Source organism: Dyadobacter psychrophilus (genome assembly GCF_900167945.1).
Taxonomy (GTDB): Bacteria; Bacteroidota; Bacteroidia; order Cytophagales; family Spirosomataceae; genus Dyadobacter; species Dyadobacter psychrophilus.
In genome coordinates, this window is sequence record NZ_FUZA01000003.1 from 162,790 (window position 1) to 177,757 (window position 14,968).

Sequence of the window (14,968 nt, forward strand, 5' to 3'; positions counted from 1 at the left end):
AGGTAAACCCGATACCTGCCATACTAGTTCATCAAATTGCCTATTCATTTTGCATTTTACCGTTAACATGAAAAAAAACTTTTTGCACTTTTTACCTCCTCAGTCCCTAAAATGTCAAGTTCTGACCAACTTCGTTTTCAGTATTCCAAAAGCAGGCACATAGTGAAACAGGTATTTTTTCATGTTAACGGCTAGTGTAGCTAAGCTTCCTCAACTACTATACTTTTGGTTACCGTGCCAGAACGGAATCTGAACGACGCCCACTTTTCGGCAGCCCTGTCGACCAAATAATACATCATTGGTACGAGATAGATGGTCAAAAGCATCGAACTGGTTAGTCCACCTATTAAAACCCATGCCAGCGAATTTTTCCATTCCGCACCTGCGCCGGTTGCAGTTGCAATGGGCACCATACCGATCACCATGGCAATGGTCGTCATCAAAATCGGGCGTAAACGCTCTTCTCCTGCAATCAGAATAGCCTCCCTGAACGGTACGCCAAGCTCTTTTTGCTGGTTGGCAAAATCGACGATCAGAATTGCATTTTTAACTACAAGCCCGATCAACATCAGCATACCCAAAAGAGCAAAAATACCGATGTTCGACGATGACAATGCGAGTGCCAGGAGCGCCCCGATCACCGCTACCGGGATGGAGAATAATACAACCAGCGGATAAACGAAACTGTCGTAAAGCAATACCATAATAAAGTATACCAAAACCAGCCCTGCAAGCATTGCCAAACCCAATGACCCAAAACCTTCGCTCTGATTTTTCGCGTCACCACCCCAAGTCAAAATAATATCTGACGGAAGCGGCTTCTCGATTAAGCCCTGCTGAATATTGCTCACCAATGTTCCCGATCCAATCCCTAATGTATTAGCGGTCACCGTCACGGATGAACGACGGTTTTTTCGCTCCACAATTGACGGTCCGTTGCTTAAACTCACATCCGCGAACTCGGCAAGCCGCACCGGGCGCTTTGCTGCCGGACTATAAAAATTTATATTTTTGACATCATCCGGATTCTTACGGTCGAAGGCGTCCAGCATGATGCGGATCTCGTAATCTTCACCACCATCCCGGTATTTGGAATCATCATTTCCTGCGAAAGCATTCTGCATTGTTGCGCCGACGGTTTGAATGTCAAGTCCCAGCTTTGCCATTTTTTCGCGGTCTATTTCTACGCGTACTTCGGGGTTACCGGCTTCTACGGAAACGTTCACGTCATTTGCTCCTGGTGTTTTTCTCAATCTGTTGGCCAGGTCGTTTGCAGATATAAGGATTTTATCCAGATCATCCCCACTTAGGAAAATCTCGATGGGAGACGTGCCGGAGTTGACCATCCCTACCGCCGCTGAATTGAATTCCACTCCTGCAAACTTCTGTTCCAATTCCTTTCTCACTGCAAGCATGTAATCTTCTGTTGGCTGCGCATTGGCGCGCTCGGTAACAGGGATCAATTCTACGGTTAGCTCCGTCCGGTTTGTTTCGCCTTGTCCTGAGCTGTTCAAGCCAGTACTAGCACCGCCTACGTTGGCGAAGATCGTTTTCACCTCCGGTTTTTTTCTCAAATAATCCTCTATCTGTCTGGAAGTAAGGTTGTTTTGTTGCAAAGAAGCACTTTTGTCGAGCTTCATCGTTAATAAAAACTTACCCTGGTCACCTTCGGCCACGAACTCGGAACCAATGATTCCTAAACTCATTACCCAAACGGTCATCCCGAAAATTGCAATCAGAATTCCGGAAAATGCCAGCTTATGTCCCAATACCCATTGCAAACTGCCATGATACCATTTGGTCATTTTGGTAAGGCCTTTTTCAAACCATAGTAAGAAAGCCTGAACCGGATTTTTGGGATCTAAATGTTCTATCCTCGCCATTTTGGATGTCATCCAAGGTGTAAGCGTGAAACTTACCAGCAAACTGACCATTGTCGCAAATGCAACGGTTAAGCTAAACTGGCGAAGCAAATCAGCGATAACAGAGTTTACAAATGTGATCGGAACGAAAACCACCACGATTACCAACGTGATCGCTAATGCCGCAAATCCGATCTCGGTAACGCCTTCAATGGTCGCATCCCAGCGGTTTTTACCCATTTCCAGATGTCGCTGAATGTTTTCGAGAATTACAATCGAGTCATCCACCAGGATCCCGATCACCAGCGAAAGTGCCAGTAATGTCATCAAATTCAGCGAATAACCCATCAGATACATGAAAAGGAAAGCTGCGATCAATGATGCCGGAACCGACACCATGACAATGAATGCGTTCCTGAAACTGTGCAGGAACAAGAGCATCACCGCCGCCACCAGGATCACCGCAATGATCAGGTCATGCGTTACGGCCTCAACCGACTCCAATGTAAAAATGCTGCTGTCGTAAGCGATCGCAAATTTCACTTTGTCCTTCGCATTGGTTTTTTCAATCTCGGAAAGTTTGGCCTGAATGGATTTACTGATCTCAACAGCATTCGCATCAGACTGTTTTTTTACAAATAATCCAATTCCATTGATACCATTGTAACGGCTGATGCTCTCAGCGTCGGTAAGGCCGTCGGTAATGTTGGCCACATCGCCTACGCGGATGGGGCTGCCTGTTACAGGCGACGTGATTACCAGATTTCTGATGTCGTCGATGGATGTGAATTTTCCAGCCAGGCGCAATGTCATATTTTCGCTTGTGCTCTTAACTTTTCCTGTCGGAAAGTCAAGATTAGCCTGATTAATGGCCTGCGTAACCTGTAACAACGATAATCCATAGAAATTGAGTTTATCATTGTTCACATTCACCCGGATCTCACGCTGGTCGCCACCGGTCATTGTGATTTCGGCAACACCTTCAATCTGCGTGAGTATGGGTAAATATTTGTCTTCAACTTGCTGATAAAACACTTCATTAGGCAAGCTCGAAGTCGCCAGAAGCTGCATAATGGGCTGATCACTGGGTGATATTTTGGATAAAGACGGCGTTTCCGCATCGTCCGGCAAGTCGCTGAGCATGTTATTCACATCGCGCTGCGCATCTTCCAGAGCCTTGTCGATGTCGGTTCCGGCTTTGAATTCAACAATTACGAGCGAGGCACTTTCAAGCGATTTGGAAGTTACTTCCTTGATGTTGTCCAGGCCGGAAACGGCATCTTCTATCTTTTTACTGACTTCGGATTCCACCTCAGTTGGCGCTGCGCCAGGGTAAACCGTTGTAATGGTGATCGTTGGCACTGAAAATTCCGGCAACAGCATGTAATTCAGCTGCGTATAGGAAACAAGTCCACCGAGGATCAGCACTGCGAACAGCACAATGATCATCGAAGGACGTTTTAGTATGGTTTGTATAAATTTCATGTTTTCTCTGGCTAATGTGGGTTATTGCGCAATGACGGATGTGCCGTTTTGCAGGTTGATCTGGCCGCTGGTAACCACTTTGTCGCCTGCTTTCAGTCCTTTTGTGATCTCATAAAATTCATTGGTTGTTGCTCCTATGCCTACATCGCGCAAATTAGCTTTACCATTTTCAACCACATAAACCTGCGGCTGTTTGGCCGACCCCGTTATTGCCTGGCGCGGCACAGCCAACGCTTCTCCTTTTACTTCCGCTGCATTGGCAATAGACCCATACATGCCTGCTTTCAACGGATTTTTCTGAGAGTTCTGAACCGTAATTTCCACCGGATAATTGTGTGCGTCGTCACCTTCCGCGCTTACCATGGTCACTTTCCCGCTGAAATTCGCGTCCGGATAAACGTCCGTTTTGATGCTGATGGTTTTTCCATTGCGGAATTCATTTACCGATTTCTCAGGAATGTTGACCACCAGTTTCAGCAGCGATATGTCTGTAATTTCGGCCATAGGCGTCCCTATGCTCACTACGGAGCCTTTTTCAACCATTTTCGCAGTGACTATGCCCGAAAACGGTGCGATAATGCTCGTATTATCGACTTGTTTTTTCAATTGTTTGATTTGCGCTTCGGTGCTTCGAATGCTCAATTGAGTTCTTTCCAGGTTTACAGCCGGAACCGCGTCGCCTTTAACGAGCACTTCGTATCGTTTCAAATCATTCTGATAACCTTCCAATGTAACCTGCGCAGCTTCGATCTGATAACGCAATTGTTCATCGTCCAGCTTCGCAATCAGCTGGCCTGCTTTCACAAATTGTCCTTCCTGAATGTTCAGTCGAACGATTTCACCGCCTGCCTGCGGACGGATTTCTACTTTCCGGTTGGGAGTAAAAGATCCCAAAAAGGATGCTTCCTGGGACAATCGCCGTATTTCTGCGACGGCAACTTTTACACCTACTTTGGGATCTGTGTCTGGTATGTAAACTTTCTGTGCTGTCTTTTCCTTGTTGTCCAACAACTTGGCAGCGGTAAGACCGATGCCGGCAATCACGGCTAAAAATATCAGTAAGCGTTTCATAATCTTGATGTTAATGTTTAGTACAGTAGCAATTGAGTGTTCTATTTTTGTATTAATGAGCCGGTTGCTTTTTTCCATTCCAGCTCAGCTTTAAGCAATTGAACCAGCGAAGTCAAATAGTTGCTTTGCGCGTCCAGGTTGCTGTTTTCGGCCTGGATTACATCCGTTAGCGAAACAGTCCCTTCCTTGAACTGCAACTGGATCTGCTTGTAAACCCGGGAAGCCAGCGCAACCTGATCTTTTTTGGCATTAATGTTCCTTTGCTCTACGGCAAACTTGTTTCTTGCATTGGCTTCTTCCATGGCTATCGATTCTTTGACCTGCCTCAGCTGCACATTTAATTTCTCGTTATCAATCTGATTCTGACTTCTTTTCGCCCTTCTCGCCAAACCGTCGAATACACTCCAGTTCAGTTGCAATCCGGCCCAATAACCGGGCACATCCTGAAAGGTCGAATTTTCTCCCGCTTTGGCATAAAAGGCCATATTGGCTGTCCCGTAAGCATTTACAGTTGGTATAAAGCCCGACTTAATGTTCTTGTCCTGCAACTCATTCAAATCGCGCTGCTTTTGCAATAAGGCCACATCAGTGCGTTTGAGTTCTGCATCTTGAGACTGCGCAGGAAGAGAAACATCACTAACGCTAACAGCTATACGCATTTGCTCTGATTGAGGCGTTCCGGTGTAAGATTTCAGCAGGTTAACCAATTGGTTGTAATTATCTTTCAATGTTTCGAGCTGCGTCTCCGTCGTAGTTTTATTAATTAAAATCCTGTCCACATCCACGCGCTGACCGAGTTTGTTCTGATAGAGCAAATCGGAAACCTTGTACATGCGATCCAATGAGATGAGGTTGCTGTCCAGAAAAGCCATTTGCTGCACAACTGTGACCAGGTTATAATAGGCATCTGTAACATTGTAGGCCACATCTTCCTTGGTTTTTATCGTGCTTAATGATGTCAGCTCGCGGTTCAGATTAGCGGCTTTCAATGCATAACGGACAGATGGATTATACAGATTTTGAGTGACTTGCGCTGTTGTTGACAAATTGTAAGGCAGCCCAAAAGCTAATGTGCTATACTCCCCTTCCGGACCACCAAATGCACTGGCAGGAACAACCTGACCCGGTATTTTAAAGTAGCGTTTATAATCTCCCGAAACATTTACACTGGGAAGCAACGCTGATTTTACTTCATCGATTTTTGCATTGGTTTTCCTTTCATCCAACCTGGCCGACTGAATGCTAAAATCATTTTTCATGGCTAATTCTAAGAGTTGCGGCAGCGAATATTCCTGCGCCTGACTGCTCCCTATCGCCAAAAAAGACAATAAGGCTGCGATATGAAATTTTAATTTCATGGCTAAATTCAAGTAAATGTTTATTTTAAATGTTTGTTTAAAGGAGGGCCAAAAAAATTTAATCGCCTATTACCAAATAATTACAGATCATGGCCTTGATGTGCTCTTTTTGTTCTTCTGCGTAAATTTCAAAGCCTGCGTCATCCATGTTGAAAAGCTTTTTATGGATAGGTTTGGCAAGAAAGATAAACTCAATTGAACATTTAAGAAGCGGGAGCAAATTCTCGATATCCATCTTCCGCAATGTTCCGTTGGCAACACCTTCTTCCAATTGGGTAATAAAATAAGTCGACTTCAACTGTTTGAACAGGGACATATCAGCAAACAGGCGGTCTGGCTCCTTGTGGATTTCGTTCATAATGAAAATGACCATATCCGGCTCTTCTTTCATCATCTTGAAATCATTATCGATCATTTCCGAGATCTTCGCCTTTACATCAATTTTCTTGTTCAGGATCTCGATAGTGCTGTTAAAATACATTTCCAGGACATCCCGGAATATTTCAAGGAACAATTTTTCCTTGCTTCTGAAATAGTAATTGGTCAAAGCAATGTTCATGTCGGCTTCGCGGGCAATGTCTCTGGACGTTGTTCCGTCAAAACCTTTTTTCAGAAAAACCCTCCTCGCCGCGTCCTTAATCTTATCCTCGCTTTTTTCTGTTATGCACTTCACTTGCTTATCCTTTTAATTTTGTCAGGTCTTTTGTTACTGCGCAATGTTTTAATACAAACCAAAGGTCTGCATTTTTTTCAAATCCACAAACATTTTAAATGATTAATTTAAACAAGCATTTAAAACTATAATTTAAAACTAATATTTATCAAATTAATACAATTCAATTTGCTCACACGGCGGTTCCTCATTCAACAATTCATAGCTCTGCCTGGCAATCTCAAACTCCTCATTAGTAGGCACAACCAGAATTTTTACGGTTGAATCCGTCGCATTGATTTCCTTTATTTGTTCTGATTTCGCCTTATTAAGCTCCATATCGATCTTCAAACCTAAAAATTCCATGTCCCTGCATACACGCTCGCGCATCAGCGCGTCGTTCTCACCGACGCCGGCCGTGAAAATAATGGCATCCAGCCCGTTCAAGACAGCCGCATAGGAGCCAATGTATTTTTTAATGCGATAGGCAAACATATCTGCCGCCAATTCCGCATCATAATTGCCCATTTCAAGCAGTTTGCGCACATCACGCATATCGCTATGGCCTGTAAGTCCGGCCATTCCAGACTGTTTGTTGAGCAAAATATCCATTTCATCGGGTGTCTTTTTCTCTTGCCGGAGCAAATGCAGAATGACAGAAGGATCAATGTCACCCGATCTGGTCCCCATAATAAGTCCGCTCAAAGGCCCGAAGCCCATGCTGGTATCCAGCGACTTACCTGCGTCCACTGCGGTAATGCTACACCCGTTCCCCAAATGAATGCTGATGATTTTTGCATCAGGCTTTTTCATCCAGGCCATCGCTTCTGCCGTTACGAACTTGTGGCTTGTGCCGTGAAAACCGTAAGCGCGTATCCGCATTTCCGAGTAATATTTTTCGGGAATGGCATAACGAAAAGCATATTCAGGCATGGATTGATGGAAAGCAGTGTCGAAAACGGCAATCTGTTTTGCGTCCGGAAATGTTTTTTCGGCGATTTCAATGCATTTGTAGTTCACCGGGTTGTGCAGCGGCGCAAGCGAAAAAAGAGAACGGATCTTCTCTTTCACTTCCTCAGTTACCATTACGGCAGTTGTAAAATCTTCCCCACCATGCACCACTCTGTGCCCTACCACTTCAATTTCGCTGATTTTGTCAATAATTCCCGTTTCCGCATCGGTTAGCAATTGCACAACGTTCTGCAATCCTTCCGCATGGTCCCTGACGAAAAAGGTTCTTTCTGTAAGCTTTTCTATGCCGTCTTTCAGCACCTTATGCCTGATAAAGCAGTTTTCCTTCCCTATCCTTTCAATGATCCCCACGCAAAGCGGTTTCTGCTCGGGCATTTTGAAAAACTGGTATTTAAGCGAGCTGCTTCCTGAATTGATGATGAGAATATTCATTCCTGCTGACATTGAATGGCGGTGATCACCACGGTGTTAAAAATATCGTCGACGGTGCAACCGCGGCTCAGATCATTAATAGGCTTGTTCAACCCCTGCAACATGGGCCCGATCGCCAATGCTCCTGTTTCGCGCTGGACCGCCTTGTATGTGTTGTTTCCTGTATTTAAGTCCGGGAAAATGAGCACACTCGCCCTTCCCGCAACCTCTGAATTCGACAGTTTCTGATTTCCTACGATCGGATCCACGGCCGCATCATATTGAATGGGCCCTTCCACTTTGAGCTGTGGCGCCCGCTCCTTCACAATTGCGGTGGCTTCGCGAACGCGTTCCACGTCTTCACCCTCGCCGGAAGTTCCCGAAGAATAGGACAACATCGCGATCCGTGGTTCGATGCCAAACCTTGCACTGCTTTCGGCAGAGGAAATAGCAATGTCTGCCAGCTGAGAAGCGGTTGGATTGGGGTTAACCGCGCAATCGCCAAATATCGCAACACGGTCGGGCAGACACATGAAGAAGATGGAAGAAACGATGGAAACGCCTGGTTTTGTTTTGATAAACTGCAAAGCAGGCCGGATCGTATGCTGTGTCGTATGCACCGCGCCGGACACCATTCCGTCCGCATGGCCTTTGTAAACCATCATTGTACCGAAATAAGAAACGTCGGTCATCAGGTCGCGCGCCATTTCCAAGTTTACGTTCTTGTTCTTGCGCAGTTCGTAAAGCGTCTCTACATAATCTTCATAATTTTCCGAATTAGCCGGATTGACGATCCGGACAACATTGAGGTCCAGATCAATGCCGAGCCTTTTAACAGCAGCAGCCACTTCCGCCGGATCTCCAAGAATTGTGAGATCGACAACATTCTGGCTTATCAGCCTTGCCGCCGCGCGCAAAATACGATCGTCGTTCCCCTCCGGCAGCACAATGTGTTTTTTCTGGCTTTTCGCCCATTTAACAAGCTGGTATTGAAACATATGAGGCGTAATTCCTTCCGGCTGAAATGTGATGATCTTGTCATCCAGTACCTTCATATCAACATATTTTTCAAAAGTATCGATTGCCAGTTCGATTTTTTTAGTGTTATCTGCGGTGATCCGGGAATGTATAGCACCAATGGCCGTTGTGGTCCCGAATGTGCCCTGTTGTACTGCAATGATAGGAATGATGGTTTGTAAACCTTCAATTAGGCGAATGACCGGTTCTTCCGGAATGGTGCCGGCCGTGAGCACTATGCCGGCAACTTTCGGATAATTCGTCGATAGATTTGCCTGCAATGCGCCAATTACAATATCGCCCCGGTCGCCGGGTGTGATAATCAGCACATTCTCTTTTATATGGTTCAAAAAATTGGGCAGCATCATGGCACCCGTCACATAATTATCAACCTGGCTGGACAGCAAATGTTCTCCAAATAAAACTTTGGCATCCAGCGCATCAGTAATTTCGCGCATGGTTGGACTCTGCAGCGCCTTTTCCCAGGGAATTACGGTGAGCATAATGTCGTCCGGTAACTGCATACGCAGCAATTCGCGTACATCATCCACCTGCTCGGCCTTAACCCTGTTTGCCACAATCCCCAGCACCTGCACTTCACGCGACTCAAAGTTGCGCAGCACATTCAGCGCCGAGTTAATGATCTGCGCGGTCGACTTATTTTCCCCGTTTATAATCGTCAGCACCGGAGCACCAAGGTTTTTGGCAATGGCTGCATTGGATTCGAATTCAAAAGCAATGCCTTCCCCCAAAAAATCGCTTCCTTCAATAACCGTGAAGTCATAATCCTCCTCTAGCTTTTTGAATTTGCTGATAATGGTGTTGATCATTTCTCCCCAATTCTCCGACTCGGGATGCTGCAACACTTCCTGGCGGGTGAACGCGAAAGTGTCTTCGTAAGGAATAGGCAACGAAAAGTGATTGATAATGGCCTCAATATGCTTGTCTCTACGCCCGGGTTCCTGCTGGGAAATGATGGGTTTAAAAAACCCAATCTTCTTTGTTTTGGACAAAAGCATATTAACCAGCCCCAAAGCAATCACTGACTTCCCTGCATATGGCTCTGCGGAAGCGATAAAAATGGTCTTTGTCATAAAATGTAGCTGAAAAAGCGGTATAGCTAAGCTTTCAGGTAAGGGTTAAAAAACTATTCCAATGTATTCCAATCGGCTACATGCTCACCTTGCTTTTCCACCAGCCAGACCTTACTATCAGGAAACAGTGCGATGATTTTTTTGCTTTTTTCAATTCCCGCCACGCTGAATGCGGTTGCCAATGCGTCCGCAACGGTTCCGTCGGGCGAAATAGCGGTTGTTCGTACGTGAAATAATAGCCCTATGCCTGTTTTCGGGTCCACGATGTGTGAATATCGTATGCCATTGTACTCCATATAGCGATAAGTTGGGCCGGAGGTGGCGAGTGCAATGTGCGACAATGCCATGGTTTTCAGCGAATCACTGCCGTTTGAAATAGTAATGTTCCAACCCTTTGTACCCGGCGGCGGGTTGGTGAGGACGATTTTTCCGCCCGCATCCATCATAATTGACTTTATGCCAAATGATTTTAAAACCTTAACAGCTTCTTCGGCAGCGAATCCTTTGCCTAAACCGCCGATGTCCAGCCGCATTCCCTTTTGCGAAAGAAAAACCCTTTTTGCTTTTGAGTCAAGCTTCATTTTTGTGTAACCCGTTTTGGACATCGCTTCTCTTATCTCCGTTTCTTGCGGAAAAACCCCTTTTCTCGTTGCGTGGCGCCACATTTGCACTACTGGGCCTAACGTCGCATCAAAGGCTCCATCCGTTTTTTTGCTGATATCCTGGCTGATCGCCAGAATGTTGAAGAGGTCATCACTCACCGGCACCCACTTGCCGCTCCCTGATTGGGCAGAGAGCATATTTATTTCACTTCCATCACGATAATCGCTCAGTATTTCATTCAATTTTTCAATTCTCTTGAAGGCACTTTGAGCCGCAATGTTCGCTATGGAATCATTTTTAGCATAAAAAACGAGCTTGAACGGAGAGCCCATCATGCCCTTTTCAAAACTATATCGACTTTCCTGTGCATGCGACAGCGAAGTCAAAATGCTCATTCCCAGTATAAAAACGCACTTATTAATCTCTTTTAAACACATTCCGGTCATTCGTTTACTACATTGATTAAACCCCAAAAGTATTTGATTTGAAAGAATAACTTGTCTTACTCTGCGAATGTTGCCGGGCTCGTGTAGTATAAGACAAAAAAAGTGGGTGCAGAATCTGATTCCTGCACCCACTTATTTCATTATTATGTCAAGATCGTATCACCCGAAATAATCCGCCATGTGATTTCTGTCAGCATGATGGTGTGAATGTGAGTCAATTGCATCCTTAATCAATCCTGCGCCAATAAACGGCAAAGACACAATGGTGGAAATGATCATTGCAACAAATAAAATCGTTGCGAAAATTAGTTTACCCGAATAATATATGATGTTTGATAGGAAGTCCATGACAATTACTGTTTATGTGATATTTTTCAATGACAAAATTAAATAAATAACCGTGCCAGCCAAATTAAATATGATAATTTTATTATATATTTAAATCATTTAAAGGCACTTAGCTATTTTTAACTATGCGACTATAAGCCAACTATACCCTTTTGTCAAACATATTCTAGGCGCAAGAAAGTATAGTATAAATTATTCTACAACTCACACACACTCATAGCCGGATGACCAAAATTATTGTCATAATTCTCAAATTTCTATTTGCCCTGATTCTTGCTGTGGCAACAGTTATCACCGTCATTATTATCACGCCCTTCTGGCTCGTATTCTGGATCTGGAAACAGCTCACTGAAAAAAATTCCCGTAGTTAACATTTCAGCATGCAGACTTTTTATATTGCATTTTCACTGACGATAATGCTTTTATGAAAAGACGAAACTTTGTGCGCCTGGCGTCTGCTGCGGGAATTACGACTGTTGCTTTTCCATTTTTCCAATGTAAGTCAAATCCCGCCGGCCAGGAAAAGCAGGAGCATTCCGAATTTGCATTAGCCGAAATGACGGTTGCACAAATGCAGGAACAGATGAAGAACGGCACATTGTCATCACATTCAATTACAAAGCATTACTTGGATCAGATTGCCTCGTTGGATCAAGATGGCCCAAAGATAAAGGCGGTGATCGAGATCAATCCGGATGCGCTTGCTCTTGCGGATGCAATGGACGCGGAGCGAAAGAACGGCAAAGTCCGCGGGCCCATGCACGGCATTCCGGTTTTAATTAAAGACAACATTGATACAAAGGATAAAATGCAAACCACTGCGGGTTCAATTGCTCTCGCCGGAAACATTGCTTCCCTGGACGCATTCGTAGTTAAAAAAATGCGCGAAGCGGGCGCAGTTATACTTGGCAAAACCAACATGAGTGAATGGGCCAATTTCAGATCTACCCGCTCCGCAAGCGGATGGAGCAGCCGGGGTGGCCAGACCAGAAATCCTTACATCCTCGACCGTTCCCCTTGCGGGTCCAGCTCAGGATCGGGTGCGGCTGTTGCAGCAAACCTCTGCGCAGTAGCCGTAGGAACCGAAACGAATGGTTCTATTGCATGTCCCGCGGCAATGAATGGCGTAGTAGGAATCAAACCAACCGTTGGATTGGTAAGCCGGTCGGGCATTATCCCGATATCGACGACGCAGGACACCGCGGGGCCTTTGGGGAGAACGGTTGCAGATGCCGCTACGCTACTCAGCGCTATGGTGGGAGCCGATGCTAACGACCCGGCCGAAACAGCCGTCAAATATGAAAATTTCACTGATTTCACGGCATCACTTGACGTCAACGGCCTGAATGGCAAGCGCATTGGCATAGAAAAGGATTTTTTGAAGCAGCATGAGGATGTGGATTCCCTGTTGAGAAGGGCTTTGGATCAAATGACAAAAAAAGGTGCAGTGATCGTGGAAGTGGATTATATGAAAACGCAAAAAACGGACGGCGCCGAGTCCATTTTGCTGCAATATGAATTCAAGGATGGTGTGAACAAATATCTTTCTAAATCAAACGCAAAAATAAAGTCGCTCGAAGCACTTATTGCCTTCAACAAAGCCAACGCGGCAAAGGCCATGCCCTATTTCCAGCAGGAATTATTCGAAATCTCGCAGGAAAAGGGCAATCTGGAATCAAAGGAATATAAGGATGCATTGGAAAAAATATTGAATGTACGGAATGCATTGAATGCCTTGTTTGAGTCTGAAAAACTGGATGCGCTTTGCGGGCCAGCGACCGGGCCGGCCTGGTGTAATGACCTGGTTAATGGCGATTTCTGGACGGGATATGGTGGTTATGGACCTGCGGCGGTGTCGGGATTTCCTTCCGTAACTGTTCCTATGGGTGCTGTGGATGAGCTTCCCATCGGTATTTCGTTTCTGGGTAAAGCATTTGGGGAAGCGGAATTGATCCGGATTGCGTATGCCTACGAGCAAGCCTCCAAAAACAGAAAAGCCCCCAGGTTTATTAAAACGGTTAAAGCGTGATGCTCACCTCGTTTCAATTTCCGGGGGCTGAGAGATATTAGAAGGTTGGCGTTATCTTGCTAAATAAACTTCATAAATCGAGCCTTTCTGACCAAGAAACTGGTTAGCTTCCTGCTGCGAATAAATATTCAGGCCTAATTCATAAAAGTCTTCAAACTGGTTATAAGGATAAGGTTTAAATGTGACCTTGTCGGGGAAAAGCATGGACGTTACCACATTTTCCTGCAAAGCGCGACGGATTTGCGATATCGGCACGATGAGGCCCATTAAGAGAAATAACATTAGTGGATAGGCAACTTTGAGCTTATACCAATTGGGACGCTCTTTGATCCATACGGAAAAACCTTGCAGAATAAAGAGAGACAGCAATGTTAAAACCGGCGTATTTCCCCTTAGGAACCAGTCGTTCCACTTACCCATTCTTACCAGTGAAATAAGGATCAGCAGCATAAATAATGCCAAAATAATATCCCTGTTGATGTTTTTATGCAGATTAAGAATGAATACAATGCCTATCAAAACTCCCAGATCGATAACTACGCCGAAAAAATAATGAAAAGCGATCTCGTTTAATGGATTGAACTGCCAGATAAAACCCGCGATCACCGAACCTTTGCCCGACAGGAAATAGAAAAAAGTCGGAACGAAGATCAGGCCGGGAATGAGGATATCGATCATTACCTGCCGCTGGAAGAAACCTCTGATATCATTTCGGTAACGGAGAAGAATAAGCATCGAGAAGATGATCACGAAAACGATCGACGGAAAAATTCCCCAGATAAATATCGCGATTACGGCCAGGAAGCTTCTTTCTGGTTTTTTGAGATACACATAATCATGAAAAAGAATGGAGGAAACGATGATGATCGGGATCAGCTGGTTGGGTGCCCATTGCGCCTGATAAAGCACCGGCCAGATTTCCGTAAAAAACGGTGGCACATGGTAATTTAGGCCTATAAGCTTCAGTGTTACGACTTTAACCAAATGCCCTATTCCTCCTAATGATAAGAATAAGATTAGCGAGAGATAGCTTTTCCCGGTAAAAATAAATATCCAGCAAAAGCCAAGAAATAGACCAACAGAAGCCCATAAATAAAGTGCTATACCCGATAATTCCCCCAGCATCTTGGAAATCAATGCGGGAACAAGAAAAAATCCGAAGTAGTGACAGGCATAACGACCATTTGCTTTAAACAAAACCGGCCAGTCATGATTAAAAAGCGTATAGTATTTTGAATTATGCGCCCAGTAATCAAATGCTTGAAAACAGAAACCACCAATTCCGGAAAATGCAATGATCAGCAGGGAAATAAAGGAAATCTGGATCAGCTGCTTATTGCTGATTTCCGCAAGGCTGTTTTTTTCGAGGCGAAAATTGTAAACAAATATGAACACAATGCCCAGCGCCAACATTAATGACAAAGGCAATCGGAACCAACCGAGTGAAAAAATGAGGTTTGGCAAAAGAAGGTAACCCAGACTTAAATTACGAAGTAGAGTTGTTTTCATTTAATATCCAGACTTATAGTGAGTTATAATTTGCAGATTGGCTACATGAAATGAGTCCATTGCAATTGTATATTAAAGCTCTCGAAAATTCGGGGCTTTTGAAAATGCAGT

10 protein-coding genes are annotated in these 14,968 nt (G+C 44.8%); 1 reads left to right on the plus strand and 9 read right to left on the minus strand.

From position 1 onward, the window contains the following. Nucleotides 1-200: 200 nt before the first annotated feature. From B5X68_RS14530 to B5X68_RS14565, 8 genes are all read right to left on the minus strand, one after another. Nucleotides 201-3,347, minus strand: a complete 3,147-nt coding sequence (locus B5X68_RS14530) for an efflux RND transporter permease subunit (protein ID WP_082215484.1) — start codon at nt 3,345-3,347, stop codon at nt 201-203. A 21-nt stretch (nt 3,348-3,368) separates the two neighbouring features. Beyond that, nucleotides 3,369-4,418: an efflux RND transporter periplasmic adaptor subunit gene (locus tag B5X68_RS14535; protein ID WP_082215750.1), complete on the minus strand. Its 1,050-nt coding sequence runs from the start codon at nt 4,416-4,418 to the stop codon at nt 3,369-3,371. Between the two features lie 41 nt (nt 4,419-4,459). Continuing rightward, nucleotides 4,460-5,776, minus strand: a complete 1,317-nt coding sequence (locus B5X68_RS14540) for a TolC family protein (protein ID WP_082215485.1) — start codon at nt 5,774-5,776, stop codon at nt 4,460-4,462. Between the two features lie 58 nt (nt 5,777-5,834). Continuing rightward, on the minus strand, nt 5,835-6,449 hold the full coding sequence (locus B5X68_RS14545) for a TetR/AcrR family transcriptional regulator (RefSeq protein ID WP_082215486.1): 615 nt from the start codon (nt 6,447-6,449) through the stop codon (nt 5,835-5,837). A 153-nt stretch (nt 6,450-6,602) separates the two neighbouring features. Continuing rightward, nucleotides 6,603-7,832: an acetate/propionate family kinase gene (locus B5X68_RS14550; protein ID WP_082215751.1), complete on the minus strand. Its 1,230-nt coding sequence runs from the start codon at nt 7,830-7,832 to the stop codon at nt 6,603-6,605. Continuing rightward, a complete protein-coding gene (pta, locus tag B5X68_RS14555; protein WP_082215487.1) occupies nt 7,829-9,922 on the minus strand; it encodes a phosphate acetyltransferase in 2,094 nt (697 codons plus the stop codon). Before pta ends, B5X68_RS14550 begins: the two co-directional genes overlap by 4 nt. A gap of 53 nt (nt 9,923-9,975) precedes the next feature. Continuing rightward, on the minus strand, nt 9,976-10,920 hold the full coding sequence (locus B5X68_RS14560; protein WP_229208423.1) for an FAD:protein FMN transferase: 945 nt from the start codon (nt 10,918-10,920) through the stop codon (nt 9,976-9,978). A gap of 210 nt (nt 10,921-11,130) precedes the next feature. Further along, nucleotides 11,131-11,319, minus strand: coding sequence for a hypothetical protein (locus tag B5X68_RS14565; RefSeq protein WP_082215488.1), 189 nt, complete (start codon nt 11,317-11,319; stop codon nt 11,131-11,133). A 424-nt stretch (nt 11,320-11,743) separates the two neighbouring features. On the opposite strand from B5X68_RS14565, the gene B5X68_RS14570 reads away from it, so the two are divergent. Beyond that, complete coding sequence (locus B5X68_RS14570; RefSeq protein WP_082215489.1) at nt 11,744-13,348, plus strand: amidase; 1,605 nt, start codon at nt 11,744-11,746, stop codon at nt 13,346-13,348. A gap of 51 nt (nt 13,349-13,399) precedes the next feature. On the opposite strand, the gene B5X68_RS14575 is transcribed toward B5X68_RS14570, so the two are convergent. Beyond that, nucleotides 13,400-14,857: a hypothetical protein gene (locus tag B5X68_RS14575; RefSeq protein ID WP_082215490.1), complete on the minus strand. Its 1,458-nt coding sequence runs from the start codon at nt 14,855-14,857 to the stop codon at nt 13,400-13,402. Nucleotides 14,858-14,968 lie beyond the last annotated feature (111 nt).